Source organism: Roseivivax jejudonensis (genome assembly GCF_900172265.1).
Lineage (GTDB): Bacteria > Pseudomonadota > Alphaproteobacteria > Rhodobacterales > Rhodobacteraceae > Roseivivax > Roseivivax jejudonensis.
In genome coordinates this window covers 229,783-255,670 of the sequence record NZ_FWFK01000002.1, presented here as the reverse complement: position 1 = coordinate 255,670, position 25,888 = coordinate 229,783, and the positions used below count along the sequence as shown (strand labels likewise).

Genomic DNA, 25,888 nt, shown 5'->3' with positions numbered 1-25,888 from the left:
CTCAGCCGATCGTTCGCGCGATCCACGCGGCGATCATGAGGTCGAGATGCGCGCCTCCGCCGTTCTTGAACACGGTCACGTCCTCCGGCCCCTGCCGCCCGATGTCCGGATCGGCGACGAGCGCGCGCAGATCGGCGCGCACGTGGTCGGCGTCGATGACGCCCTCGGCGATCGGAATCGCGAGCTCGCCGATATGGCCAAGCACCGTCTCGCGGCTGTCGACGAACAGCCGCCCGCCGGCGATCAGCGCGTCGTCCGCCTCCCGCATGTCCGCGCGGAACGCGCCGATCAGGTCCACGTGCGTGCCGGGCCGGATCCACGCGCCGCGCAGCACCGGCGTGCGCGCCATGGTCGCCGTCGCGACGATATCCGCGGCGCCCGCGGCCGCCTCCAGGTCGGTCGCGACACCGAGCTCGGCCGCGCCCCCGGCCGCCGCGGCCGCCACGAGCGCCTCTGCCTGCTCGGGCCGGCGCGCCCAGACCTCGATCCGCTCGAGATCCGGAAACAGCGCCGGGTAGGCCTCGATCAAACTGGCGGCGACCGCGCCGGCTCCCACGATCAGGAGCCGCCGGCTTTCGGGCCGCGCCAGAAGCGTCGCGCCGAGAACCGAATCCGCCGCCGTCTTCAGGCGCGTGACCAGCGCGCTGTCGATCACCGCCGAAAGGGCGCCGGTCTCCGGATCGAAGACGAACATCGCGCCCTGCACGCTCGGCCGTCCCGCGGCGGGATTGTCCGGACGCACCGTCACCGATTTCACGCCGAAGCCAAGTCCCGGCACGTGCGCCGCGCGCGTCAGGAGCGTTGCCTCCGCCGGCCCGAGGAACAGGTCGCCGATCTCCGGCGCGGCGCCGCGATGGCCGGCGCGAAGCGCCTCGACGGCATCGTGCCAGTTCAGTTCCGCGGCCGCGTCCGCGGTGACGAATGTCGGGGTCATGGCAGGCTCCCTCGCTGTGCCCCGCAACGCTAGTGCCCCGCGCGCCCTCCCGAAAGCGGTGTTGCGCCCCCGGTCTCGACACCGCCGCGCGGGCGCTATACGTCGCCATCCGCAGCGTCAGCAGAAAGGGTTTCCAATGCGCTCGATCCGTGCCGGTCTCCTCGCACTGATCGCCGGCGTCGCGCTCGTCGCGTGCGGGCCCACCTATCGCGATGGGCCGCCGGCGCCCGAGGCGGGCGAGATCGCCGCGCTCGCCACGGCGATTCGGGATCTGGGCCCAGACGTGGCGCCAGACGAGGCGCAGGCCGCCGCCCGCATCGCCTACCTGCATCCGCTCGAACTCGCCGAGCGTTACCGGATCACCGACCCGCCGATCGTGCACAACATGAAGGTCAACGCCGGGACGCGTCCGCGTGGCCTGTGCTGGCACTGGGCCGAGGATCTCGAACGCCGCCTCGCGCGCGAGGGTTTCGCGACGCTCGAACTGCACCGCGCCATCGCCAACCACGACAAGCCGCTGCGGATCGAACATTCCACGGTGATCGTGTCGCGCGCCGGCGCCACGATGGCCAGCGGGATCGTGCTCGACCCGTGGCGCTGGGGCGGCCGCCTCTACTGGGGGGCGGTGACCGAGGATCCCGATTACGAATGGTGGCCCCGCGGCGAGGTCTTCGCGTGGAAGCGCGCGCGCGAGGGCCGGGATGCCTCCGATCCTTCGGCCGAGCCGCTTCCGGGGCTCTGAGAGCCCGCGCGGGGGGCACGGCACGCGCGGCGTGGCGCTGCGGCCCGGCCCCTCTCTTCATCTTGCCCCGAAACCCCGGGGAGCGCGAGGGGCTGGCCCCTCGCCGCCGACCGGCCGGACCGGGTGCGGCCTCAGTGCATGAGCCGCCCCATCGCGCCGGCCACGTCGGCCATCCGCGCCGAGAAGCCCCATTCGTTGTCGTACCATGCCAGCACGCGCACCATCCGGCGGCCCACGACCTTGGTCTGGTCGGGGGCGAAGATCGCGCTCGCCGTGGTGTGGTTGAAGTCGACCGACACCTTCGGCTCTTCGTCGTAGGACAGCACCATGCCCATGTGGCCCTGCGCTGCCTCGCGGACGATCTCGTTCACGTCTGCCAGGCTCACGTCGCGGCCGGCCCGGAACGTCAGGTCCACAGCCGACACGTTGGGGGTCGGCACCCGCATCGCGGTGCCGTCGAGCTTGCCGGCCAGGTTGGGCAGCACGTCTCCGAGCGCGCGCGCCGCGCCGGTCGAGGTCGGGATCATCGCCATCGCCGCGGCCCGCGCGCGATAGAGATCGGCGTGCCGGCGGTCCAGTGTCGGCTGGTCCCCGGTATAGGAGTGGATTGTCGTCATTATCCCTTCTTCGATCCCGATCGCGTCGTCGAGGACCTTGGCGACGGGCGCGAGGCAGTTGGTGGTGCACGACCCGTTCGACACCAGCCGGTCGGTCTCGACCAGGCTGCGGTGATTGACGCCGTAGACGATCGTGCGATCGACGTTCCTCGCGGGCGCCGAGATCAGCACGCGCTTGGCGCCCCGCTCGAGATGCACGCCCGCGCGGTCACCGTCGTTGAGCTGCCCGGTGCATTCGAGCACCACGTCGCATCCGGACCAGTCGAGCGCCGCAGGGTCGTAGTCCGACATCACCCGGATCGGCCCGCCGCCAAGGTCGAGGGTGTCGCCCTCGACCGACACACGGCCGCCAAAGCGCCCGTGCACACTGTCGTAACGCAGCAGATGCGCATGGGTCTCGATGTCGCCGGGCGCGTTGATCCTGACGACGGCGACGTCGTTTCGCGCGCTCTCGGCAATATGGGCGAGCGTGCAGCGGCCGATGCGGCCGAATCCGTTGATCCCGAGCGTGACGGTCATGGCGGGTCCTCGACTGTATGCAATCGTCCACCGCTTAGCCCGCGGGCCGCCGGGCCGGAAGCGAAAAATCGTTGTATTGGCATATGTTAGCGATAAAAGCGTGGCCGTCGCGCGTGGTGGCGCTAACGTCCCGCTGCGCCCCGACACACAGACACATCGACACGCCGCGACGGAGACATCCGATGCCCGACCTCGCCGTTCTCGTCGGCCGCGTTCTGATCGCGGCGCTGTTTCTCGCCGGCGCGATCCAGAAGGCGCTCGATCCCGCGCCCACCGCGGCGCTCCTTGCCGGGCGCGGCCTGCCTGAGATCCTGCTCTGGCCGGCACTCGCCTTCAATCTCGCCGCCGGCCTCGCGCTCGTCGCGGGGGTCCGTGTGCCAGCCGTCGCAACGCTCCTGGCGGCCTACTGCGCGGTGACCAGCGTGTTTCATTTCGTTCCGGACGATCCCTGGCAGATGAGCATCCTCGTCAAGAACTGGGCGATCGCCGGGGGTTGCCTGTGCCTCGCCGCGCACGGGCCGGGTCGCTTCGCGGTGTCGCGCTTGCACCGGTCCGCCGCGTCGCTAGGGTCGGTCGGGGCGGCATCAGACGGGGACCGGCGCGCATGAGCGGACTTCTGGCATTACTCGACGACGTCACGGCCATCGCCAAGGTCGCGGCGACCTCCGTCGATGACGTCGCGGCGCAGGCGTTGAAGGCGGGCTCGAAAGCCGCCGGGGCGGTGGTCGACGACGCCGCGGTCACCCCGAAATACGTCACCGGATTTCCGCCCGCGCGCGAATTGCCCATCATCTGGAAGATCGCTCGCGGTTCGCTGTTCAACAAGCTCGTGTTCCTGCTGCCGGCCGGTCTGCTGCTGTCGGCTTTCGCGCCGTGGCTCATCCCGCCGCTTCTCATGCTGGGCGGCGGCTACCTGTGTTTCGAGGGCGCCGAGAAGCTCTACCACGCGCTCTTCCACCACCATGACGCCGACGCGCGCCCGCCCGAAACGCAGAATCTCAGCGACCAGCATCTCGAGGAAAAGAAGGTCGCAGGCGCGATCAAGACCGATTTCATCCTGTCGGCCGAGATCATGACCATCGCGCTTGCGGCGATTCCCGAAAGCGGGTTCTGGATGGAAGCCGCCACGCTCGCGGCCGTCGCGGTCCTCATCACCGCCGCGGTCTACGGCGCCGTCGCGCTTCTCGTGAAGATGGACGATATCGGCCTCTGGCTGGCGCAGACGGGCCGCACTGGCGCGGGCCGCGGTCTCGGGCGCGGCATCGTCAAGGCGATGCCGCGCGTGATGACGACGCTGTCGGTCGTGGGCACCGCCGCGATGCTCTGGGTCGGCGGCTCGATCATCGTGCACGGTCTCGCCCAGATGGGCTGGCACGGGCCCGAAGAGGTCATCCACGCCATCGCGGTCGCCGTGGCCGGCGCCACGCCGGAGGGGATGCACGGCACTGTGGAATGGGCCGTCACCGCCCTCTGCGACGGTCTGCTCGGCATCGCGCTCGGTGCCGCGCTCATCCCCATCGGCACACGGTTCGTTGCCCCGGTCTGGACCGCGCTGTTCGGCGACCGCAAGGCCGCCTGAGCCGGCACGGCACCAGCACCGGCGAGTCGCGCCCGGGCTGCACTCCCCTTCTTCTTGGCCGAAATACTCCGGGGAGCGCGAGGGGCTGGCCCCCCGCTCCCGTCCGCGACGCCATCGCGCCGCGACCGTCGGCGCCCCTCAGCCCGAATTCGCCGGCAGGAGCTTGACGATCTCACCGTTGCGAAAGTCGGTGATCGCGAGCAGGCCGCCATCGTCGTCGACGGTGATGTCGCGCACGCGGCCGAGGTCCATCTGCAGCCGTTCCTCGGCAGCGACGCGCCCGTCCTGCAATTCGAGCCGGACGATGCCGCCGGGCGCGAGGGAGCCGATGAAGACGTCGCCCTGCCAGTCTGGGAAGGCGTCACCGTCGTACATCGTCATGCCGCCCGGCGCGATCACCGGGTCCCAGAAATAGACCGGCTGTTCCATGCCCTCACGCTGCGCTTCGCCCGAGCCGATGGGCCCACCGCTGTATTGCTCGCCGTAGGAGATCACCGGCCAGCCGTAGTTCGCGCCGGGTTCGATCTCGTTGAGTTCGTCGCCGCCGGCAGGGCCGTGTTCGATCGTCCAGAGCGTGCCGTCGACGACCATCGCGCCCTGGATGTTGCGGTGCCCCCAGGACCAGATCGAGTCCACCGCACCGTCCTGGCCGACGAACGGGTTGTCCGACGGCACAGCGCCGTCGCGCGTAAGGCGGATCGTCTTGCCGTAGGTCTTGTCGAGATCCTGCGCATAGACCCGTGTGCGCTGCGAGGAGTGCTCGCCCGTGGTGATGAAGACGTGGCCGGCATCGTCGAGCTCCACCCGGCTGCCGTAATGCTTCGGCACGGTGGAGCCCGGTTCCTGCACGAAGATCTCGGTCACGCCCTCGAGCGCGGTCATGTCTTCGCTCAGCGTCGCGTAGGCGGCGGCCGTTGCGGATTCGCCACCGCCCAGGGGTTTGGCGTAAGTCAGGTAGATCCGCCGGCTCGTCTCGAAATCGGGGGCGAGCGTCACGTCGAGCAGCCCGCCCTGGTCCTGGGCCAGAACCTCGGGCACGTTCGAGATGGGCTCGCCGAGAGTGCCGTCCTCGGCCACGACGCGCAGCCGTCCGGGCCGCTCGGTCACCAGATAGCCGGCGTCGCCGGGGAGCACCTCGATGCCCCAGGGATGCACGAGCCCGTCGGCGACGACGCTGGTTTCGATGGCGATGCCCGAGTCCTCGAGCGGGGCGCGGAACTGCCACTCGTAGGCGGGCTGGAGATCGGTGTTCCTGGACCCACGCTCGAAGTCCTGCGCGGTCGCGCAGGCGGCGGTCAGCGTGGATGTTCCGGCAAGCAGGATGGCGAAGCGGCGCATGGTGATATCCTCCGAAAACTGCCCGGGAGGTAGGCGGGCGATCTGTCGCAGCACATCACAACCGTATCAGGCGCGGCGTCCGGTGCGGCGGCATCGACCGCGGCGGTCGCGGGCTTACGGCGCGGGTCGGTCCGCGTCGTCCGGGGCGGCGTCGCTCGCCGGCGCGTCGTCGCTGACGAAGGTCATGCCGGGCCGCGCCTCGGCGCGCTTGTATCCCGCGGTTCCGATCGTCTCGGCGATGGCGTCTGCGTCGCCCTCGAGGTCCAGCGCCTCCTTGAGGTCGCGCACGAAGGCAAAGGGGCGCCGGCGCACGATGTCCATGTCGCATATGAGGGCAGGGACATCCGCCTGGCCGACGAGGTATTGCAGCGCCGGCACCCAGCGCAGCGACGCGTGCATGATCTGGTCGATGCCGCCGGTCTCGGTCTCCGACCGCTGGACGATGGACTTGCCGGTGCCCACCGGGTTGCGCACGCACAGCAGGATGACGGGGTCGCGCAGAAGGCGGCAGAGCTCGGGCACGTGCTCGACCGCGTGCGGGATCTTGAATCCCCAGCGCGTGTAGTCGGCGTTCCGCGCGGCGACGAGCGTGGTGAAGTCCGGCCGGTTCGCCAGGGGGCGCAGCATCTGGTCGCGCGGCGGGATCGCGCGGCGCATGTCCACGTCCTCGAAGTTGCGGTGCTGAAGCCGCTCACCCAGGAAGTAGCCCTGATCGAACAGCGTGTAGGCGACGACCGACGTCATGCCGCGCGCCGCCCCGCAACAGACGAGCGTCTCGCGCCCGAGCCTCTCGGCCAGCAGCCCCGGATTCACGACGAGCGTCACGCGCTTGTATTCGTACGACGCGTCGCCGCCGGCCGGTGGCGACAGCACGCTGCCGGCACTCGCCGGAGCGGCCAGCCGGCCCAGCAGGCGCCGGGCGCCGGCGACCATGCGCGCGGTTGGCCCGGGCCCCGATTTCGGCGCGGTGGGCATCGCCGTTTGACCTCAGAGCAGGGCGGTCACGCGCGCGGCGACCGCCTCGGCGGTGATGCCGAAATGCGCAAAGAGTTCCTCTGCAGGGGCTGACGAGCCGAAGCTGTCCATCCCGACGAAGCCCGCCTTCTTCTCGCGCCCCCGCTCGCCGCACAGCCAGCGATCCCAGCCGAAGCCGCAGGCGGCCTCGACGCCGACGCGGACCGGGCCGGCCGGAAGCACCTTGCGACGGTAGCTTTCGTCCTGCTCGGCGAAAAGCTCCCAGCAGGGCATGGAGACGACGCGCGTGCCGATTCCCTCGGCCTGCAGCCTGTCGCGTGCGGCGAGCGCGACGGAGACCTCGGAACCGGTCGCGAGCAGGATCGCCTGGCGCTTGCCCTCGGCCTCGGCGAGGACATAGGCGCCCTGCGCGGTCAGGTTCTTGGTCTTGTGTGCGGTGCGCACGGTCGGCAGGCCCTGGCGGGTGAGCGACAGGACCGACGGGGTTTCGTGCGCGGTGAGCGCCAGTTCCCAGGCCTCCGCGGTCTCCACCACGTCGGCGGGGCGGAATACCCGCATGTTCGGCGTCGCGCGGCTGATGGCGAGATGCTCGATCGGCTGGTGGGTCGGACCGTCCTCGCCGAGGCCGATCGAATCGTGGGTCATCACGAATACGGTCGGAACTTCCTGCAGCGCAGCAAGGCGCATCGCCGGGCGGGCATAGTCGGTGAAGCACATGAACGTGCCGCCGTAGGGCCGGATGCCCCCGTGCAGCGCCATGCCGTTCATCGCGGCCGCCATGCCGTGCTCGCGGATGCCGTAGTAGATGTAACGGCCCTTGCGCTCCTCGATGTCGAACACGCCCAGATCGGCCGTCTTGGTGTTGTTCGAGCCAGTCAGGTCGGCGGACCCGCCGAGGGTTTCGGGCGCGATCGGATTCACGACTTCGAGCACCATCTCGGAGGCTTTGCGCGTCGCGACCTTCGGCTGGGTTTCGGAGACCTGTTTCTTGAGCGCCTTGATCGTGGCCGACAGCTTCTTGGGCGCATCGCCCGCGAAGGTGCGGCGGAACTCGGCCTGGCGCGCGGCGGATGCGGCGGCGAGCCGCTCTTCCCACGCGGTGCGGTCTTCGGCGCCGCGACGGCCATAGCCTTCCCAGCGCTCCTTGATCTCGGTCGGGATCTCGAACGGGCCGTAGCCCCAGCCGTAGCCTTCCTTGGCATCGATCAGCTGCTGGCCGTCGGTCAGCGCGCCGTGCCCCTTGGAGGTGTCCTGCGCCGCGTGGCCAAGCGCGATATGCGTCTTGCAGGCGATCATCGACGGGCGGGGGTCGCTCTTGGCTGCCGTGATCGCCGCGTCGATCTCTTCGGGATCGTGGCCGTCGATCTCCTGCACGTGCCAGCCGGCGGCGGCAAAGCGCGCCGGCTGATCGACCCGGTCGGCGATATCGACGCTGCCGTCGATGGTGATCGCGTTGTTGTCCCAGAACACGATGAGCCGGCCGAGCTGCTGGCGTCCGGCCAGCGCGATCGCCTCGTGGCTCACGCCTTCCATGAGGCAGCCGTCGCCGGCGATAACCCAGGTATGGTGATCGACGAGCTTCTTGCCGAACCGCGCGCGCAGGCTCTCCTCGGCGATGGCGAAACCGACCGACATCGCGAGCCCCTGGCCCAGCGGGCCGGTGGTGACCTCGATCCCGCGGGCGAGCGTGTTCTCGGGGTGGCCCGCCGTCTGCGATCCGAGCTGGCGGAAGTTGCGGATCTCCTCGAGCGTGATCTCGGGATCACCGGTCAGGTAGAGCAGCGAATAGAGCAGCATCGATCCGTGCCCGGCGGACAGGATGAAGCGGTCGCGGTCCGGCCAGTCCGGGTGGGCCGCGTCGTACTTCATGTGTTTCGACCACAGCACGGTCGCGACGTCGGCCATGCCCATCGGCATGCCCGAATGGCCCGAATTCGCGGCCGCGACCGCATCGAGCGTCAGCGTGCGGATGGCCGCGGCGGTCATCCAGTGATCGGGGGCGCGGCTGCGCAGCGTCTCGATATCCACCTCGCGCGGTCCTTCTCGCGATTTCATCCTGTCGCGACGCTCATATCAGGGCGGGACCGAAGTTCAAGCTCGGCCCACAAGGCCTTGACAGGCCAGCAGGAGCACTCTTGCATCGGGGCGCGCCCGACGTCACGGCCGCGCAACCGCGATTCGCCGGTCGGTCAACGGGCCAATGTGGCGGACGACACGCACGGGCCGGGGCCGCCCGCAGAACGAGAGGCAGAGAGATGAGCGATATCGACGAGCTTCAGGGCCGCATCGCCGCCGCGCTGGAGCGGATCGGAAAGGGGGTCGGGCAGCTCGACCGTCCAACGCCGCCGCCCGCCGCGCCCGAGGCCGATCCCGCGGAACTGGAGGATCTGCGCGCCGCGCTCGAAGACGAGCGTCTCGCCAACGCCCAGCTCGAGGAGCGCGTGCGCGGCATCCGTGACAAGCAGGAGCGACAGGTCGCCGAACTGCGCGAACAGGTGGCGGCGAGCCGGGAGGCGCTGGCGCAGCTCGATGGCGAGCTCGGCCGTCTGCGCCGGGCCAACGACATGCTGCGGGATACGAACGAGGAACTGAGCCGCGCCGTCGCCGAGAACGTGGGCGAGCCGCACCTGATCAACAAGGCGATGCTGGCGGAGCTCGAGTCGATCCGTGCCGCGCGGGCGACCGACAAGGCCGAGGGCGCCGCGCTGCTCGCGGCGCTGGAGCCGCTTCTGACCGAGGCCGCCGAAGGGACCGCGGCCGAGACCGGCGCCGAAACCGAGGAGGACGCCTGATGCCCGAGGTCGACATCCATATCGGGGGGCGCAGCTTCACCGTGGCCTGCCAGGACGGCGAGGAAGCCTATCTTCACTCGGCTGCCGCCATGCTGGACGGTGAGGCGCAGGTCCTGGTGAACCAGCTCGGCCGTGTGCCCGAGGCTCGGATGCTGCTGATGGCTGGACTGATGCTCGCCGACAAGACCGCCGGCATGGAAGAGCGTGCCGAGGCGGCCGAAGAGAAAGTCGCGGCACTCAACGCCGAGCTCGTTGCTCTGAAAGACGCCGCGCCGCCCGAGCCCGAGCGTATCGAGGTGCCGGTCGTTCCCGCCGAAATGACCGATGCACTGGCCGAACTTGCAGCGCGGGCCGAGGCCCTTGCCGAAGAGGTCGAGGAAAAGACTCGCGACTAGTATTGGCGCCGAGGCAGCGCGCGCCCTGCGGCGGGATGCGGGCGGCTCATGTAGCGTAAAACGAAAAAGGACGTGCCGATCGCCTCGGCACGTCCCTTGCTCAAAGCGGTCTTTCGGTCTCAGCCGTTCGCTTCGCGGATCTTTTCGGCGGCGTCCTTGTCATAGGCGACGCCTTCCTTCTCGAACAGCTGATCGAGCTCGCCCGACAACGTCATCTCGGTGATGATGTCGCAGCCACCCACGAACTCGCCCTTGACGTAGAGCTGCGGGATCGTCGGCCAGTCGGAATAATCCTTGATGCCCTGGCGGATCGTCTCGTCGGCGAGCACGTTCACGTCGGCGTATTCCACGCCCATGTAGTTGAGAACGCCCGCCACGCGCGAGGAGAACCCGCATTGCGGCATGGTCTTGGTGCCCTTCATGTAGAGCACCACGTCATTGGCCTTCACGGTTTCCTCGATCCGGCTGTGCGCGTCGGTGGTGGTCATCTCTGCCTCCGGTCTCTGGGGCTGGCGCCCCGTGATCTGTGTGTGGCCGCTACGTCGCGGCCCGGGTCATTCCGGCGCCTTGGTGGTGAGCGCAAGCGCGTGGAGTTCGCCTTGCGAGCCGTCCATCTTGCCCTTCAGCGCGGAGTAGACGGCGCGCTGCTGCTGCACCCGGTTCTGGCCGCGAAAGCTCTCGTCGATGACCTCGGCGGCATAGTGATTGCCGTCTCCGGCTAGGTCCGTGATCGTGATCCGGGCGTCGGGAAACGCCTCGCGGATCAGCGCCTCGATCTCTGTCGCCTCGATGGCCATGTGCGGCGTGACTCCCTGCTGTCCTCGAAGCCGGAATGTATGCGAGCGTCCGGCGGGGAACAAGGGAGCGCTCAGGCGGCGAGTTCGACCCAGACCGGCACGTGATCCGAGGGTTTCTCGCACCCGCGCTCCTCGCGGTCGATGCCGACATCCGTCATCAGGTCCGCAGCTTGTGGCGTGAGAAGAACGTGGTCGATCCGGATGCCGTTGTCCCGGTTCCAAGCGCCGCCCTGGTAGTCCCAGAACGAATAGTGCCCGGGGCCGCGGACCCGGGCGCGGAACGCTTCGGTGAAGCCGAGGTTCAGGACGCGCCGAAAGGCCGCGCGACTGTCGGGCAGGAACAGGGCATCCTCGGCCCAGGCGTCCGGGCGCTTCGCGTCCTCGGGCTGGGGTATGACGTTGTAGTCGCCCGCCATGAGCGCCGGCATCTCGGCGGCGAGAAGATCGCGCGCCCGCGCCTCCATCCGGGCCATCCAGTCGAGCTTGTAGCCATACTTTCCGTTGCGCTCGGGACGACCCTCGGAATCGAAGCTCACGGGGTTGCCGTTCGGCAGATAGAGCCCACAGAGGCGCACGGCGTGGGCGTCCCCTGTCACCGTCGCCTCGATCCAGCGCGCCTGTTCGTCGTCGTCGTCCCCCGGCAGACCGCGCACTACGTCCTCGAGCGGATGTTTCGACAGGATCGCGACACCGTTGAAGCTTTTCTGGCCGTGCGTCTCGACGTTGTAGCCCTTGTCCTCGATCGCCTCGCGCGGAAACGCCTCGTCGACGGACTTGATCTCCTGCAGCAGGACCACGTCCGGTTCGGCCCGGTCGAGCCAGTCCAGAAGCGTCTGAATACGCGCCTTGACGCCGTTGATGTTGAAGGTCGCGATCTTCATGGCTGGATCCGTCTGAGATGGGCGCCGGGAAACCGGCCTCGACGCAACATCCTCAACATCGCGTCGTGGCGCAACGATCCGTGGCTGAACGTGGCGCCGATGATCTCCAGTGCCTTTTGCGAATAAGCCGGCTCGCGGTCCCGCAGATGCGGGATCAGGAAGAAGGGCAGCGCGTTGAGATCGCTGCGGGTCGACCAGAAATACCGCTCAAGGTTCTGGGTCACGCAGAAATCCGGCTTTACCATGTCGAGCACGTCGCGGTGCAGGAAACGTGCACGGCAATGCACCGTCACCTCGAAGATGCGTGACAAGAGCGGCATCAGACCTGCGTGGAGCTGGTTCCGAAGACGAGGAGCGTGCGCCGGACAAGCGGCTTGCGGTTCAGCACGACCTCTATCGTGCCCTCGTTGCCCGCGGGCTTCAGTCCATTTCCGTAGCGCGTCGTGTCGGGATTCGGCGGAAGGACCGAGGCGATCTCCGACGGTTGCGCGCTCAACTTCACGCCGAGGTCGCCCGTGAATTTCCGTTCCGCCAGCCCGTCGCGCCAGCCCAGAACCTCCGGCAGAAGGTCATCGAGGCCGAGCTCGTGTAGGAGCGGGGGCATCATCTTGAATTGCCCGTGGATGTTCCAATGGCTGTCGGTTCGGTGGAAGTCGGAGCGCGTCAGCATATCGCCACCCCATATGAACGGCGCATCAAGCTGTTCGCGCACCGCCGCGCCAATCGAATAGACGTCGCGCAGCGGGTAATCCTCGGCCACGGTCACCTGCTTGTCCGGCGGAAAGAGGTGGGCGAAGCCTATCCCACGCTCGGCGCACAATGCGCGACGGCTTCGGAGATTCTGCGCGAAGGCATCCCGCGCTTCCGCGGTCAGCGGGTGCTTGCCCTGAGCCTGCTCGTATAGCTTGTGCCCGCCCTGAAAGATGAACAGCGTCCCGTTGCGTCCGATGAGAACGTCATTCTCGACCTCCAGCCCGGCCGTGCGCGTCGCCTTAAGCCTTGATAACACCGAATCCCCCATTCCGATCACGTGTGTGACACGGGCGGGGCGTCGCGCACTCCGCTCGTATCGGCAAGCCGTTAGCGAAGTGTTCTGACGTCGTGGTAACGTAGCGGATTTCGTGTGATTTAGATGAAAGTGGCCGCATCGGCACGTTCGCGAAGCGGCCGATCAGCTTCGCCCGGACCACGAATGTGGCGGCCCGTCACGTCACCGCGCGGGCCGTTCCGACCTCACATCGCGAAGCTGGTGCCGCAGCCGCAGGAACTCGCCACATTCGGGTTTTCGATGACGAAGCGCGCGCCGATCAGCTCTTCGGTGAAGTCGATGACGGCGTTTTCCAGGAACGGCAGCGAGACTTCGTCGATGATCACCTTCTGGCCCTGGCCCTCGAGCACGAGGTCGCCGTCTTCGGGGGCGTCGAGGCGGATATCGTACTGGAACCCCGAACAGCCGCCGCCTTCGACGGCGACTCGCAGCGCGGTGCCATCCTTCGCGGCGCCGATCTCGGCGAGCCGGGCGAAGGCGCGGTCGGTGACTTTGGGCGGCAGGTGCATCTGGCGAAGCTCCGGGATCTTTCGGGTCATGCGACATGTCGGTGCGGCGGTCGTCCGGGCAGGACCCGGCGGGGCGGCACGGCCAAGCGGTACCAGCGGTTCCCCTTCACCGCAAAACCCAATATATGGACCGCGCGACCCGGTCACAAGAACGGCCCTTCGAACGTCAGGACCCGATCTCATGCGCGCGCCTCATGCCTGCGACCCGGCCCGTTCGCGCGGCCGCCTTCACTCGGAGGAGGAAAGCGCCTTCCGCTCCTGCTATCAGCGCGACCGGGACAGGATCATCCACGCCTCCGCCTTTCGGCGGCTCAAGCACAAGACGCAGGTCTTCGTCGAGCACGAGGGCGACTTCTTCCGGACGCGGCTCACGCATTCGATCGAGGTGGCGCAGGTGGCGCGCACGATCTCGAACGCGCTGGGGCTCGATACCGATCTGACCGAGGCGGTGGCGCTGGCGCACGACCTCGGGCACACGCCGTTCGGCCACACCGGCGAGGATGCGCTCGACGCGCTCATGGCGCCGCATGGCGGCTTCGATCACAACGCGCAGACCATCCGCATCGTCACCCGGCTCGAGCGGCACTACGCCGAATTCGACGGTCTCAACCTTACGTGGGAGACCCTCGAGGGCATCGCCAAGCACAACGGCCCCGTCGCCCCGCCGCTGCCGTATGCCCTTGCTGAATACGAGGCCCGCCAGTCGCTGGAACTCGACACCCATGCGAGCGCGGAGGCGCAGGTCGCGGCCCTTGCCGACGACATCGCCTACAACAACCACGATCTGCACGACGGGCTGCGTGCGGGCCTGTTCACCGAAGGCGACATCGCCGACCTGCCGGTGGTGCGCGACTGCTACGCCGAGGTCGACCGCCTCTATCCGCAGACCGATACGTCGCGCCGACGGCACGAGGCGTTGCGCCGGGTCTTCGGCGCAATGGTGGCCGACGTGATCGACACCGCGCGCGTCGCGCTCGACACGGCGGAGCCGCGCGACGCGTATGCGCTGCGCCGCCTCGGGCACCCGGTGATCGCTTTCTCTTCGGGCATGACGGCCGCGATCACAGAGATCCGCGCCTTCCTGTTTCACCAGATGTACCGTGCGCCGTCGGTGATGGCGCAGCGGGCCCGCGTGACCGAGGTCGTTGAGGAGCTGTTCCCTATCTACATGGCGCGGCCCGACCTTTTGCCGGGCCGCTGGCAGCCCGAGATCCGGGCCGCGACCGACGAGACGACGCGCGCCCGCCTCGTGGCCGACTACATCGCCGGGATGACCGATCGCTACGCGCTGCAGAGCCACGCGCGCCTGACCGGACGCGACGTGCTGGCCGACGCCACCTGACCCCGCACCGGGCCGGGCGCCCCCCGCCCACCGGGACTCGCCACGGCGGACGACCGTGCTAAACCACGCTCAGCCCGCGCGTGACAGGAGACGACACATATGGCCACCCCCGCCGATCCGGGTCTTGCCCCGCTTCTGGGTTTTGCGCTCGTGGGCGCGCTCGGCGTCGGGGCGCAGTGGCTGGCGTGGCGGCTTCGTATGCCGGCGATCGTTCTGATGCTGCTCGCGGGTCTGATCGTCGGGCCGGGGCTGGGGTTGCTCGATCCCTCTCGGGACTTCGGTGATCTTCTGCAGCCGATGGTCGCGATCGCGGTGGCGATCATCCTCTTCGAAGGCGGGCTGAGCCTCGACATCCACGGGCTGCGCGATGCCGCCTCGGGCGTGCGGCGCCTCGTTGTCCTCGGCGCGCCGCTCGGCTGGATCGCGTCGGCCGCGGCACTGCATTGGGGCGCGGGCTTGACGTGGGAGACGTCGGCGGTGTTCGGCGGCATAATGATCGTCACCGGCCCCACGGTGATCGCGCCGCTGCTGCGGCAGGCGCGGCTGCGCCGCCGGCCCGCCGCGCTTTTGCAATGGGAGGCGATCGTCAACGATCCCGTGGGTGCGCTCGCCGCGGTTCTCGCCTTCGAGGTCGTGCTGGTCCTGCGCACGGCGACCGGCGCCGGGGCTGCGGCGGCCGATCTGCTCATCGGGATCGCGACGGCGACGGTCCTTGGCCTCGTTGCGGGTTGGGGCCTTGCGCGCGCCTTCGCGCGGGGCAGGGTGCCGGAATACATGAAGGTGCCGGTCCTCTTCGCCGCGGTTCTGGCGGTCTTCGCGGCGTCGGATCACGTTCTGCACGAATCCGGCCTGCTCGCCGTGACGCTCATGGGCCTCTGGATCGCGAACGTGGAGCTGCCCTCGTATGTCGAGCTGCGCCGCTTCAAGGAGCATGCGACCGTGCTGCTGGTGTCGGGCGTGTTCATCCTGTTGGCGGCGAACATGGACCGCGCGACCCTGGCGAGCCTAGATCTGCGCGCGCTTCTCTTCGTGCTTGCCGTGGTCTTCCTCGCGCGGCCGCTCGCCGTACTGCTGTCGCTGGCTTTTTCCGACGTGCCGTGGGCCGAGCGGCTGCTGGTGGCCTTTACCGGGCCGCGCGGCGTGGTGCTGGTCGCGGTGGCGGGCCTCTTCGGAGAGCGGCTGGCCGAGCTCGGCGTGCCGGATGGCGAGGCGATGGCGCCGCTCGCCTTCGCGCTCGTCGGCGCGACGGTGGTGCTGCACGGCTTCGCGCTCGCGCCGATGGCCCGCGCGCTCGGCCTGACGGCCGCGGACCGGCCCGGCGTCTTGATTGTCGGCGGGTCGCGCTGGTCGGTGGCGCTTGCCTCGGCGCTGTCCAAGCTCGATCTGCCGGTGATGATCGCGGATCCGAACCACGCCCACCTGCGCGCGGCGCGAGAAGCGGGCATCGAGACCTTCTTCGGCGACGTGCTCTCGGAGGAGGCCGAGCACCGGCTCGACCTCGTGCGCTACGAACAGGTGGTCGCCGCGACCGACAACGACGCCTACAACACGCTGGTCACCACCGACCTCGCGCCGGAGTTCGGCCGTGAGAACGTCTACCAGTTGCGTCGAACGAAAGACACGTCACGCCGCCACGCGCTGCCGGCGACGCTCGGCGGGCGCGCCATCGCGGCTGACGAGACATTCGACGAGGCGCAGGCGCGGCTGCGCGACGGCTGGGAGTTCCGGGCCACCACCTTGTCCGAGGAGTTCGGGCTGGAGGATTGGCGCACCCGAAATCCCGACGCGGTCCCCGTCGCGACACTGAGCGAGGGCGGCGCCCTGCGCTTTCTGGGGCCCGAAGACGCGCCCGAGGATCGCGCCGGCCTGCGGCTGGTCTCGCTGTCGCCGCGGCGCGAGGAGCGGCGCACCGGATGAGCGGGTGACGGCGCCGCGTTGACGCTTCGTCCGCGCGTGGATAGACGAGCGCCGACATATCCGGGACACCCAAGATGAACCTCTTCACCGATATCGGCGCGCTCGTCCACGGCGCGATCGGAACGCTGACCGACGAGGGCACGCTGCCCGCGGGGCTCGACCTCGGGCCGGTGACCGTCGAGCCGCCGCGCGATCCCGCGCATGGCGACATGGCCACGAACGCGGCGATGGTGCTGGCCAAACCGTCCGGACAGAAGCCGCGCGACATCGCCGAGGCGCTGGCCCCGAAGCTCGCGGCCGATCCGCGCGTCGCGTCGGCCGAGGTTGCGGGACCGGGCTTCATCAACCTGCGCCTGTCCGACGTCGTCTGGCAGGAGGTCGCCCGTACTGTGCTGACCGAAGGCGCGGACTACGGCCGCTCCGGGCTGGGGCAGGGCAAGGCGGTGAACGTGGAATACGTCTCGGCCAACCCGACCGGACCACTGCATGTCGGCCACACGCGCGGCGCCGTGTTCGGCGACGCGCTCGCCGCGCTCCTGGCCTATGCCGGCTACTCGGTCACGCGCGAGTACTACATCAACGACGGCGGTGCCCAGGTCGATACGCTCGCGCGGTCCGTCTACCTTCGCTACCTCGAGGCGCATGGCCACCAGGTCGAGTTCGCCGACGGCACGTATCCCGGCGAATACCTGATCTCCGTGGGCGAGGCCCTGAAGGCGAAGGTCGGCGATGCCTATGTCGAGGCGCCCGAGGCCGAGTGGCTCGAGCCCGTCCGCGATTTCGCGACCGCCGCGATGATGGACCTCATTCGCGGCGATCTTTCGCTTCTCGGCGTCGAGATGGATCGCTTCTTCTCCGAAAAGTCGCTCTACGGTACCGGCCGGATCGAAGAGGCGATCGAGACGCTGCGCGCAAAGGACCTGATCTATCGCGGAACGCTGGAGCCGCCCAAGGGCAAGACGCCCGAGGACTGGGAGCCGCGCGAGCAGACGCTGTTCCGCTCGACCGCGCACGGCGACGACGTAGACCGCCCGATCATGAAGTCGGACGGCGGTTGGACCTATTTCGCTCCCGACATCGCGTATCACTGGGACAAGGTCGGCCGGGGTTACGATCTGCTGATCGACGTGTTCGGCGCCGATCACGGCGGCTACGTCAAGCGGATGAAGGCTGCGGTTTCGGCTCTGTCTGACGGCCGCGTGCCACTCGACATCAAGCTGTGCCAACTGGTGAAGCTCTACAAGAACGGCGAGCCGTTCAAGATGTCCAAGCGGGCAGGGACCTTCGTGACCCTGCGCGACGTGGTCGAGCAGGTGGGCCCGGACGTCACCCGTTTCGTGATGCTGACCCGCAAGAACGACGCGCCGCTCGACTTCGATTTCGACAAGGTGCTGGAGCAGTCGAAGGACAACCCGGTCTTCTACGTGCAATACGCGCACGCACGGGTGCATTCCGTTCTGCGCAAGGCGCGCGAGGCCGGGATCCACGTCGACGATCCGGTGCTCGCCAACGCCGATTTGTCCGGTACAGATCATCCGGCCGAGCTCGACGTGGCCCGGAAACTCGCCGAATGGCCGCGACTCGTGGAGATCGCGGCGCGAACGTCGGAGCCGCACCGCGTGGCGTTCTACCTCTACGAACTGGCCTCGTCGCTCCACACGCTGTGGAACCGCGGCAACGACGAAACGGCACTGCGCTTCCTGCAGGAGGACGATCCGGACACGAGCCGCTCGAAAATCGCTTTGGCGCGGGCCGTCTCGGTTGTCATCTCGGCCGGTTTGGGTATCTTGGGTGTCACGCCGGCAGAAGAAATGCGCTGACAAAACAACGCGCCGCCGGTGACTTGGCAGAGCAGGTGACCGGCGGCGGGCCAGATCCGCCAAAAAGGCCGGCAAAGGGCAGTGATGGCGGACAATGACCTTTCGGGTCCGGAGGCGGATCCGGGCTTTCTCGCGACAATGCAGGCACGACTCGCCCGGTGGACGAACTACGCCGGGGCGGCGATGTCGCTCGGCCTCGTGATCGGAATCGGCGTGTGGGGCACCAAGATCATCCTGCGCGACGTGGGCGACATTCCCGTTGTCCTGGCGGCCGAGGGGCCGATGCGCATGGCGCCCGAACGCCCCGGCGGGCGGCCCGCGGATCACCAGGGACTGTCGGTGAACGCCGTGGCCGGCACGGGCACCGCGTCGAAACCCGCAGACACCCTGCGACTCGCACCGTCGGAGCCGGACCTGACGGAAGAGGACGTGGCCTTCGCCGAGATCGCGCCGCCGCCGGCGCCCTCCGGTGCAGTGGCGCCCGGGCCGCTTCCGACGCTGGCCGAACTGACGGCGAGCTCGGACGATCCGGAGACGGCGATCCGGGCGCTGGCCGATCAGTTGGCCGAAGGCGCTGCGCCGTTGTCCGATCTCTCCGAGGACACCGTGGCGGAGGCCGAGACGGCGGAGGCGACGCCCGAGGAGCGCGAGGCCGCGGCCATCGACCGTGTCGTCGCCGAGGCTCTTGGCGCCGTTGATCCGGCCGAGCCGGAATTCCGCGTCATCCCCGCGAGCGTTCCCGGCGTCTCCACGTCGCGCCGGCCGGCGCTGCGGCCGGTCGCGCTCGCGAACCGGATCGCCGCGGCGGCGCCGCCGAGTGCGCCAGACACGCGCGAGATCGCGGCGGACCAGATCGCCGAAGGCACGCGGCTCGTGCAGTTCGGCGCCTTCGACAGCCCCGAGACCGCGCGCGAGGAATGGAGCAGGCTGGCCGGGCGCTTCAGCGAGTATCTCGACGGCCACGACCGGGTTATCGAGCGTGCCTCGTCGGGTGGCAAGATCTTCTACCGGCTGCGGGCACACGGCTTTGACTCCCTTTCGGACGCGCGCCGCTTCTGCGCGGCCTTTGTCGCCGGCAACGCGGACTGTATCCCGGTCGTCGCGCGATGACGTTCGGCGCCGCCATCCTCGGCTGCGCCGGGCCGAGGCTGTCGGGCGCCGAAACACGTTTTTTCCGTGATGCTGATCCGTTCGGCTTCATCCTGTTCGCGCGGAACATCGAAGACGGCGCGCAACTGCGTGCACTGACCGGGGAACTGCGCGAAAGCGTCGGACGCGACGCCCCGATCTTTATCGACCAGGAGGGAGGGCGCGTGCAGCGCCTGCGCCCGCCGCTCGCACGCGACTGGCCGGCGCCGCTCGACCATGTACGGCAGTATCGGGCCCATGCCGGGCGCGCGATGTACCTGCGCTACCGCGTCATCGCGGCGGAACTGCGCAGCTACGGCATCGACGGCAACTGTGCGCCGATGCTTGACGTGGCGCGCCCCGATACGCATCGGTTCCTGCGAAACCGCTGCTACGGCGAAACCGCGGACCTGGTGATCGAGATCGGCCGCGCCGTGGCGCAGGCGCATCTCGACGGCGGGGTGCTGCCGGTGATCAAGCATATGCCCGGCCACGGTCTCGCGCAGCTCGACAGCCACCTGGCGCTCCCGCGGATCGAGGCCGGGCTCGATACGCTGGAGGACACCGATTTTGCGGCGTTCCGGCCGTTCTCCGACCAACCGCTCGGCATGACCGCGCACCTCGTGTTCGAGGCGCTCGACACGGCGCCGGCTACCGTGTCGAAAACGATGATCGCGCTCATCCGCGACCGGCTCGGCTTCGACGGCTTCCTGATGACCGACGACATTTCGATGGAGGCACTTTCGGGAACAGTGCGCGAGCGCGGCGCGGCCTCGATCGCCGCAGGGTGTGATGCGGTGCTGCATTGCAACGGCGACATGACCGAAATGCTGGGCCTGATGCGGGCTGTCGGAGAGATGACGGACGCGGCGCAAACCCGGGCCGAGGCCGCGCTTGCCGCCCGCCGTCCGGCACCGGACGTTGACATCGCCGACCTCGCGGCGCAGCTTGAGGCGCTTCCCACGGAACGTCCTGCCTGAGGCCATGAGCGACGACACCGAGCCGCAGATCGCGCATATGAGCGTTGCCGAGCGCCTCGATGCCGAGGCGCTGATCGTCGACGTGGACGGCTTCGAGGGGCCGCTCGACCTTCTTCTGACGCTGTCGCGGACGCAGAAGGTCGATCTGCGCAAGATCTCCGTGCTCGACCTCGCCCGGCAATACCTCGCCTTCGTGGAACAGGCGAAGGCGCTCAGGATCGAGCTGGCAGCGGATTATCTCGTCATGGCCGCGTGGCTCGCGTTCCTGAAGTCGCGGCTCCTGCTGCCCCCCGATCCGGAGGAAGAGGGGCCCTCGGGCGAGGAAATGGCCGCGCACCTGGCGTTCCAGCTCGAGCGTCTGCAGGCCATGCGCGAACGCGCCGCGCAGCTGATGGCGCGCGACCGGCTCGGCCGCGATGTCTTTGCCCGCGGCTTGCCCGAGCGGATCGAGCGGGTGAAGCGGGTCAGCTACACCGCCAATCTTCTCGACCTGATGCAGGCCTATGCCCGCATCCGCACCCGGGACGAGTTCCGCCCCTTCGTGATGGACCGGGATCGCGTCTGGACGATGGAGCAGGCGCTTGACCGGATGCGGGGCATGATCGGCTTCGCGGGCACGTGGACGGACATCTCCGCCTACCTGCCCGACGGATGGCACGACGATCCGGTGAAGCGGCGTTCGGCCACGGCGGCGACCTTTGCCGCATCGCTCGAATTGGTGAAGGAGGGGCGCGTTCACATACGTCAGTCGGAGACGTTTGCTCCCATCGAGATCCGGCGCACGGACGGCCGCTCATGAGCAACGACACCGACGCGCCTGAGCCGGAAGAACCGGACACCGCAGCGCCGCGCGAGAGCCTGTTCGACGCGCCGGTGATGGCCGAGCAGGAGCGAATGGTCGAGGCGATGCTGTTCGCCGCGAGCGAACCGGTCACCGTCAAGGAGCTCGAAGCGCGGATGCCGCATGGCTGCGACGCAGCCGAGGCGCTGGTGCATCTGCGCCGGCGCTACGAGGGCCGTGGCGTGCATGTCGTACGCGTCGGCGATTCCTGGGCGATCCGGACGGCGCCCGATCTCGGCTTTCTCATGCGCGCCGAGACCGAGGAAACCCGGAAGCTCAGCCGTGCGGCGATCGAGACGCTGGCGATCATCGCCTATCATCAACCGGTGACCCGTGCCGAGATCGAGGAGATCCGAGGCGTGTCGGTGTCGCGGGGCACCGTGGACCAGCTGCTGGAGATGGAGTGGATCCGCTTCGGGCGGCGCAAGATGACGCCGGGCCGGCCGGTCACCTTCGTGGTGACCGAGACATTCCTCGACCATTTCGGGCTCGAGAGTGCGCGCGATCTGCCGGGACTGAAAGAACTGCGCGCGGCGGGCCTGCTCGAAAGCCGTCCGCCGCCCGGGGACGCGCCCCAGGCGGGCGAGGGCGACGTCGACGCGGACGAGGCGAGCGATGCCGGCCAGAGCGAATTGTTCGAGGATTGACGGGCGCGGCGCGCGGGCATGCGCCCAACATTGCGCACAATTACAGCCTATGCTCCGCGCGGAGCAGACATGAGGAGGCGGCGATGAACGCCAACCAGATCATCAGCATGATCGGCCGCATGGTCATGCGGCGCCTTATATCGAGAGGCGTCAACGCCGGGATCGACACCGCCTTCGGCAAGGGCAAGGCGCCGAAGGACATGACTCCCGAAGAGCGGCAGCAGGCCCGATCCGCCAAGAAGACCAGCCGGCAGGCAAAGCGGGCGATGCGCGTCGCGCGGCGTGCCGGACGTCTCTAGACCCGGCACTCGGAACAGGGCGACGACCCCGGCCACGCGCGCCGGGATCATCGCAGTGGTCTCAGTAGGTGTCAGCGCAGCACTTGCACGATGCGGCGCGTCTCGGGGTCCACGACCACCGTCTGCTCGTTCACGTTGAGATAGGAGTACCCCGCTTCGGGCACTTCGTAGACCTCGACCGTCTCGGGCACGCCGGCGCCAACCGCAACTTCGCCGTTCAGATAGACCGGCTCCACCGGGTTCTCGCGCACATAGGTCACCGTCTCTTCCTCGACCGCGCCGGACGCGCCGGTCGCTGCGCCGAGCACCGCGCCCGCGGCAACCGCTGCGGGCCCCCCAACGAGAAGCGAGCCCGCGGCCGCGCCCCAGGTGGCGCCAGCCGCGCCGCCGACACCGGCATTGCCCTCTTCGTAGGTCACCGTCTCGATCTCGACCGTCGACGGCGCCTCATAAAGCACGACCGGTTCGTTCTCGACCGGCGTGGTCAGGTAGGCCGAGTACGCCCAGCCGGTCGCGCCGTCATAGGTGACCTCGCACCATTCCCCGCCCTCGAGGCAACCGGCGACGTCCACGGCCGTGTCGGCCGGGATCACGCCTTGCGCGGCGTATTGGGGCCCGGGGCCGGCGCGGAAGTTGAGGTCGGTCGTGGTCGAGGCGGTCATCTGCGCGGCCAGCGGGGTGGCGAGGATGCCGGCAACGGCCGTAGACAGAACGATGATTCTGGTTTTCATGGTCTTTCTCCTTTCGCGTTCAGGGCGCCCACACCGGGGGCGTCGTGGCGAAAGAAGTCGGTACGGCGTCGGTCCGTTCCGGCGGAGTCCGACCATGTTTCAGGGAATGCGCAAAGAGACGTCCGCGCGTGAGCGCGCATGGGCGGATTGACGCCGGTTCCCAGTCAAAACAGGATCTTACGCTCGAAAATGCTTCGAGAGCTTGAGCCCCTGACCCTGGTAGTTCGACGCGATCCCGGCGCCGTATAGCGTGCGCGGTACAGCGTCCATGCGCTCGAACACCAGCCGGCCGACGACCTGCCCGTGCTCGAGAACGAAGGGTGCCTCGTGACAGCGGACCTCCAGAACCCCGCGCGATCCCGTTCCGCCGGCCCCTGCATGACCGAAGCCCGGATCGAAGAAACCGGCGTAGTGCACGCGGAACTCTCCGACCATCGCGAGGTAGGGGGCCATTTCCGCCGCGTAGCCCGGCGGAATGTGCACGGCCTCTCGGCTTACGAGAATGTAGAATGCGTCGGGATCGAGGATGATGCGCCGGTCCTCGGTGCGGATCTCTTCCCAGAACTCGGCAGGGTCGTAGTGGCCGATCCGGTCGAGATCTATGACGCCCGTATGGGGTTTTGCGCGGTAGCCGACCAGACCTCCGGGCCCGGCCGTGAGATCGACCGAGAAACCGAGGCCGTCGCCGATCACGGCCTTTCCGTTGACCAGAGTCTCGGCTTCGTTAAGCGCGGTCAGTTCCGCATCGTCGAGAACCGAGCGCCCGGAGCGGAAGCGGATCTGGTTCAGCCGCATCCCGGGCCGGACAAGGACCGAGAAGGAGCGGGGGCAAATCTCGGCATAAAGCTGGCCATCGTAGCCGGCGACGATGCGGTCGAACTCGGTGCCGCCATCCGTGATCGTGCGGGTCAGCAGGTCCAGCCGCCCGGTCGACGACTTGGCATTCGCGACAGCGCTGATCTCGGGCGGGAGCGCGACCCGCTCCATAAGCGGCACGAGGTAGACGCAGCCTTTCTCGAGCACCGCGCCTTCGGACAGGTCGATCCGGTGCATCTCGAATTCGGAGAGCCGGTCCGCGACGCTGCGTCCGGCACCGGCGAGGAACGAGGCGCGCACGCGGTGGGCCACCTGTCCGAGCCGCAGATCGAGGCTCGCCGGCTGGATCTGGCCCTCGGCCAGTGGCGCATCCGACGACACCGCTTCGGCGTCGAAGAGCGCCTCGATCTGTTGGCTGGCAAGAACCCCGGTCACGCCACGGCTCCGGCGCAGCGCGCGCGATCGGATCCCGCGGCACGCGGCCGACGCGGGTCGTAGAAAATCGGATGGCGGGGTGATTTGGTCGGGCTAGCAGGACTCGAACCTGCGACCTTCCGTCCCCCAGACGGACGCGCTACCAGGCTGCGCCATAGCCCGAATTGGTGAGCGGTGTCATACAGGGTTTGCGCGGCGTCGCAACCCCTCCGCCGGGGAAATTTGGGGGGCCTCTCGCTCATGGCTCAATGTTCGAGATGCGCGCGCAGGCGCTTGGCCAGCGGCGCGATCTGCGCCGCCTGCGCAGGCGTCAGCCGGGCGATCCGGGCGACATGAAAGAGCGGACCTGGCGGGGGCTCGGCGTGGTCGTCCTCAGGCGGCGGGCCGGGGCTTGCGCCGGCAAGCGCAGGCTCGGCCGCCTCGGCCTCCTCGGTCGTCGGCACCGTCGGCAGAGGCTCCTCGTCTACTGCCGGGGCCGTGTCGTCGTCGGCCGCGTCGCCATCGTCGGTTTCGGGCAACGTGGTCAGCGGCTCTTCGACAAGGGGCTCGACCGTGTCTGCGCCGGCGGCATCCTCCTCGGGCTCCGGCTCGGACATGCCGATGCTCTCGGCCACAACCGGGTCTGCCTCGGCCGATGCCGCATCCTCCTGCGGCTCAGGTCCGACCCCGGCATCGCGAAGCCGGTCGGCAAGAGTCTGGCTGAGAAAGGACGGAACAGGGCTCTCGGCTTCGGGGAACAACTCGCCCTGCGATACGTCCTCGTCGGTGCGCGGGGCCTCCATGTCGGAGTCCTCCGCTTCGTCGATCTCGTCCACGGTCTCGTCGGGCTCGGCCAGAGGCTCGGGCATCTCCGGGTCCTGTGCAAGCTCGCTTGGACTCTCTGTCAGGCCCGTCTCGACGGCTTCGGCCGGAAAGCCCGGCTCCGGCTCGACTCCCTCCGCGGTCGCGTCTTCGGTGAGGTCAGGGTCGCGGACGTCGGGCGTGTCCCCGATGTCGGTTTCGGCGGGCTCCTCCTCGGCCAGAGTCGGGGGGCCGGCATCTTCGGCCGGCTCGGCAGTGTCGAGCGGCTCGCCGACCGGATCGAGGGAGGTCGGCTCGGCCGGTGCGTCCATCGGCGTTTCGGCCGGTACATCGTCGTCCCCGAGCCACCACGTGGCCGGGTCTTCCGACGCTGCGATGCTGTCGGCGTCGTCCGGCGTCGTGCCGGCATCGACCGGTGCCGGGACGTCTGCCTCATCCGCGATCGTTTCGGGTGCGTCCGGGCCGGCGGCCGTCTCCTCCGCCGCGTCCTCGGATACGGGCACCTCGGCATCGCGCGCCGTCGCGCGCTTCTGCGGGGCGAAGGGCACGACGTGACCACTATGCTCCTCGGGGACCGCGTCCGCGATGAACCCGGCCGAGGCGACCTCTTCGTCGTGGCTCTCGTCGGTCGGGCGGTCGGCCGTATCGTCGGTGTGGGGCGTGTCGGCGATGCGTGCAAGCGGCTCGTCCGCCTCCGGCAGGGCGGGTTCGGCCTCGATCGCCGTCATGTCCACGGGCTGCGACAGCGCAGAGACGGACTTCACGCCCTTTTCCGACAGCATCTTCTGCACGCCCTTGATGGTCATGCCGTCATCGTGGAGGAGCTTCTTGATGCCGCCGAGAAGCTCCATGTCCGACGGCCGATAATAGCGCCGTCCACCCGCGCGCTTGACCGGTTTGACCTGCGTGAACTTGCTTTCCCAGAAGCGCAGGACGTGCGCCGGGGTGTCGAGCCACTCCGCGACCTCGCTGATCGTGCGGAAGGCGTCGGGTGACTTCGCCATT

At 68.8% G+C, this 25,888-nt stretch carries 27 protein-coding genes and 1 tRNA gene; 13 read left to right on the top strand and 15 right to left on the bottom strand.

Annotated features, from left to right (window positions below):
- Position 1 precedes the first annotated feature (1 nt).
- The gene (locus ROJ8625_RS06250) at positions 2 to 934 is read right to left on the bottom strand and encodes an ornithine cyclodeaminase family protein (protein ID WP_085791022.1); all 933 of its coding nucleotides are present in this window, start codon (positions 932 to 934) and stop codon (positions 2 to 4) included.
- 136 nt (positions 935 to 1,070) lie between these two features.
- Here ROJ8625_RS06250 and ROJ8625_RS06245 point away from each other — a divergent pair, with 136 nt between their 5' ends.
- Entirely contained in the window at positions 1,071 to 1,676 is a 606-nt protein-coding gene (locus ROJ8625_RS06245; protein ID WP_085791021.1) for a hypothetical protein, read from the top strand.
- Positions 1,677 to 1,807: 131 nt separating this feature from the next.
- On the opposite strand, the gene gap is transcribed toward ROJ8625_RS06245, so the two are convergent.
- Positions 1,808 to 2,812: a type I glyceraldehyde-3-phosphate dehydrogenase gene (gene gap, locus ROJ8625_RS06240; RefSeq protein ID WP_085791020.1), complete on the bottom strand. Its 1,005-nt coding sequence runs from the start codon at positions 2,810 to 2,812 to the stop codon at positions 1,808 to 1,810.
- Between the two features lie 182 nt (positions 2,813 to 2,994).
- Between gap and ROJ8625_RS06235 the strand changes: the two genes are divergently transcribed.
- Positions 2,995 to 3,420 carry a DoxX family protein gene (locus ROJ8625_RS06235; protein WP_085791019.1) on the top strand — a complete coding sequence of 142 codons (426 nt, stop codon included), beginning with the start codon at positions 2,995 to 2,997 and terminating at the stop codon, positions 3,418 to 3,420.
- On the top strand, positions 3,417 to 4,391 hold the full coding sequence (locus ROJ8625_RS06230; protein WP_085791018.1) for a DUF808 domain-containing protein: 975 nt from the start codon (positions 3,417 to 3,419) through the stop codon (positions 4,389 to 4,391). Before ROJ8625_RS06235 ends, ROJ8625_RS06230 begins: the two co-directional genes overlap by 4 nt.
- A 138-nt stretch (positions 4,392 to 4,529) precedes the next feature.
- Here the strand turns inward: ROJ8625_RS06230 and ROJ8625_RS06225 are convergent, their stop codons facing one another.
- The 3 genes from ROJ8625_RS06225 to tkt form a co-directional block, all read right to left on the bottom strand.
- Complete coding sequence (locus ROJ8625_RS06225) at positions 4,530 to 5,729, bottom strand: PQQ-dependent sugar dehydrogenase (protein ID WP_085791017.1); 1,200 nt, start codon at positions 5,727 to 5,729, stop codon at positions 4,530 to 4,532.
- A gap of 114 nt (positions 5,730 to 5,843) precedes the next feature.
- The gene (locus tag ROJ8625_RS06220; protein ID WP_143535060.1) at positions 5,844 to 6,704 is read right to left on the bottom strand and encodes a hypothetical protein; all 861 of its coding nucleotides are present in this window, start codon (positions 6,702 to 6,704) and stop codon (positions 5,844 to 5,846) included.
- A gap of 12 nt (positions 6,705 to 6,716) precedes the next feature.
- Complete coding sequence (tkt, locus tag ROJ8625_RS06215; protein ID WP_085791015.1) at positions 6,717 to 8,732, bottom strand: transketolase; 2,016 nt, start codon at positions 8,730 to 8,732, stop codon at positions 6,717 to 6,719.
- 227 nt (positions 8,733 to 8,959) lie between these two features.
- On the opposite strand from tkt, the gene ROJ8625_RS06210 reads away from it, so the two are divergent.
- Positions 8,960 to 9,496: a hypothetical protein gene (locus tag ROJ8625_RS06210; RefSeq protein ID WP_085791014.1), complete on the top strand. Its 537-nt coding sequence runs from the start codon at positions 8,960 to 8,962 to the stop codon at positions 9,494 to 9,496.
- Positions 9,496 to 9,891 carry a cell division protein ZapA gene (locus tag ROJ8625_RS06205; RefSeq protein WP_085791013.1) on the top strand — a complete coding sequence of 132 codons (396 nt, stop codon included), beginning with the start codon at positions 9,496 to 9,498 and terminating at the stop codon, positions 9,889 to 9,891. Before ROJ8625_RS06210 ends, ROJ8625_RS06205 begins: the two co-directional genes overlap by 1 nt.
- Positions 9,892 to 10,010: 119 nt before the next feature.
- Here ROJ8625_RS06205 and grxD read toward each other — a convergent pair whose 3' ends face one another.
- From grxD to ROJ8625_RS06175, 6 genes are all read right to left on the bottom strand, one after another.
- On the bottom strand, positions 10,011 to 10,379 hold the full coding sequence (grxD, locus tag ROJ8625_RS06200; RefSeq protein WP_085791012.1) for a Grx4 family monothiol glutaredoxin: 369 nt from the start codon (positions 10,377 to 10,379) through the stop codon (positions 10,011 to 10,013).
- A 66-nt stretch (positions 10,380 to 10,445) separates the two neighbouring features.
- Positions 10,446 to 10,688, bottom strand: coding sequence for a BolA/IbaG family iron-sulfur metabolism protein (locus ROJ8625_RS06195; protein ID WP_085791011.1), 243 nt, complete (start codon positions 10,686 to 10,688; stop codon positions 10,446 to 10,448).
- A 71-nt stretch (positions 10,689 to 10,759) separates the two neighbouring features.
- A complete protein-coding gene (xth, locus tag ROJ8625_RS06190) occupies positions 10,760 to 11,569 on the bottom strand; it encodes an exodeoxyribonuclease III (protein WP_085791010.1) in 810 nt (269 codons plus the stop codon).
- A complete protein-coding gene (locus tag ROJ8625_RS06185) occupies positions 11,566 to 11,889 on the bottom strand; it encodes a hypothetical protein (RefSeq protein WP_085791009.1) in 324 nt (107 codons plus the stop codon). Before ROJ8625_RS06185 ends, xth begins: the two co-directional genes overlap by 4 nt.
- Positions 11,889 to 12,578: an alginate O-acetyltransferase AlgX-related protein gene (locus ROJ8625_RS06180; RefSeq protein WP_143535059.1), complete on the bottom strand. Its 690-nt coding sequence runs from the start codon at positions 12,576 to 12,578 to the stop codon at positions 11,889 to 11,891. The genes ROJ8625_RS06185 and ROJ8625_RS06180 overlap by 1 nt, the downstream gene beginning before the upstream one ends.
- Before the next feature lie 224 nt (positions 12,579 to 12,802).
- Positions 12,803 to 13,126: a HesB/IscA family protein gene (locus ROJ8625_RS06175; RefSeq protein ID WP_085791344.1), complete on the bottom strand. Its 324-nt coding sequence runs from the start codon at positions 13,124 to 13,126 to the stop codon at positions 12,803 to 12,805.
- Positions 13,127 to 13,307: 181 nt separating this feature from the next.
- On the opposite strand from ROJ8625_RS06175, the gene ROJ8625_RS06170 reads away from it, so the two are divergent.
- The 8 genes from ROJ8625_RS06170 (at position 13,308) to ROJ8625_RS06135 (ending at position 22,100) form a co-directional block, all read left to right on the top strand.
- Positions 13,308 to 14,468, top strand: coding sequence for a deoxyguanosinetriphosphate triphosphohydrolase (locus ROJ8625_RS06170; protein ID WP_085791007.1), 1,161 nt, complete (start codon positions 13,308 to 13,310; stop codon positions 14,466 to 14,468).
- A gap of 99 nt (positions 14,469 to 14,567) precedes the next feature.
- On the top strand, positions 14,568 to 16,385 hold the full coding sequence (locus ROJ8625_RS06165) for a cation:proton antiporter (RefSeq protein WP_085791006.1): 1,818 nt from the start codon (positions 14,568 to 14,570) through the stop codon (positions 16,383 to 16,385).
- A 74-nt stretch (positions 16,386 to 16,459) separates the two neighbouring features.
- A complete protein-coding gene (argS, locus tag ROJ8625_RS06160) occupies positions 16,460 to 18,205 on the top strand; it encodes an arginine--tRNA ligase (RefSeq protein WP_085791005.1) in 1,746 nt (581 codons plus the stop codon).
- Between the two features lie 84 nt (positions 18,206 to 18,289).
- Positions 18,290 to 19,315, top strand: a complete 1,026-nt coding sequence (locus ROJ8625_RS06155) for an SPOR domain-containing protein (protein WP_085791004.1) — start codon at positions 18,290 to 18,292, stop codon at positions 19,313 to 19,315.
- A complete protein-coding gene (locus ROJ8625_RS06150; protein ID WP_085791003.1) occupies positions 19,312 to 20,313 on the top strand; it encodes a glycoside hydrolase family 3 N-terminal domain-containing protein in 1,002 nt (333 codons plus the stop codon). Before ROJ8625_RS06155 ends, ROJ8625_RS06150 begins: the two co-directional genes overlap by 4 nt.
- A 4-nt stretch (positions 20,314 to 20,317) precedes the next feature.
- Complete coding sequence (locus ROJ8625_RS06145) at positions 20,318 to 21,112, top strand: segregation and condensation protein A (protein ID WP_085791002.1); 795 nt, start codon at positions 20,318 to 20,320, stop codon at positions 21,110 to 21,112.
- Positions 21,109 to 21,801 (top strand): SMC-Scp complex subunit ScpB, encoded by a 693-nt coding sequence (gene scpB, locus ROJ8625_RS06140; RefSeq protein ID WP_085791001.1) that lies wholly within the window; start codon positions 21,109 to 21,111, stop codon positions 21,799 to 21,801. Before ROJ8625_RS06145 ends, scpB begins: the two co-directional genes overlap by 4 nt.
- An 83-nt stretch (positions 21,802 to 21,884) precedes the next feature.
- A complete protein-coding gene (locus tag ROJ8625_RS06135; protein WP_085791000.1) occupies positions 21,885 to 22,100 on the top strand; it encodes a hypothetical protein in 216 nt (71 codons plus the stop codon).
- A 71-nt stretch (positions 22,101 to 22,171) separates the two neighbouring features.
- Here ROJ8625_RS06135 and ROJ8625_RS06130 read toward each other — a convergent pair whose 3' ends face one another.
- The 4 genes from ROJ8625_RS06130 to ROJ8625_RS21305 all read right to left on the bottom strand — a co-directional run bounded on the left by ROJ8625_RS06130 (position 22,172) and on the right by ROJ8625_RS21305 (position 25,887).
- A complete protein-coding gene (locus ROJ8625_RS06130; RefSeq protein ID WP_085790999.1) occupies positions 22,172 to 22,831 on the bottom strand; it encodes a DUF1236 domain-containing protein in 660 nt (219 codons plus the stop codon).
- Between the two features lie 177 nt (positions 22,832 to 23,008).
- Entirely contained in the window at positions 23,009 to 24,082 is a 1,074-nt protein-coding gene (locus ROJ8625_RS06125; RefSeq protein WP_085790998.1) for a 2'-deoxycytidine 5'-triphosphate deaminase, read from the bottom strand.
- Between the two features lie 85 nt (positions 24,083 to 24,167).
- Positions 24,168 to 24,244, bottom strand: a tRNA-Pro gene (locus ROJ8625_RS06120).
- Positions 24,245 to 24,327: 83 nt separating this feature from the next.
- Positions 24,328 to 25,887 (bottom strand): MerR family transcriptional regulator, encoded by a 1,560-nt coding sequence (locus tag ROJ8625_RS21305; protein ID WP_085790997.1) that lies wholly within the window; start codon positions 25,885 to 25,887, stop codon positions 24,328 to 24,330.
- Position 25,888: the final 1 nt, after the last annotated feature.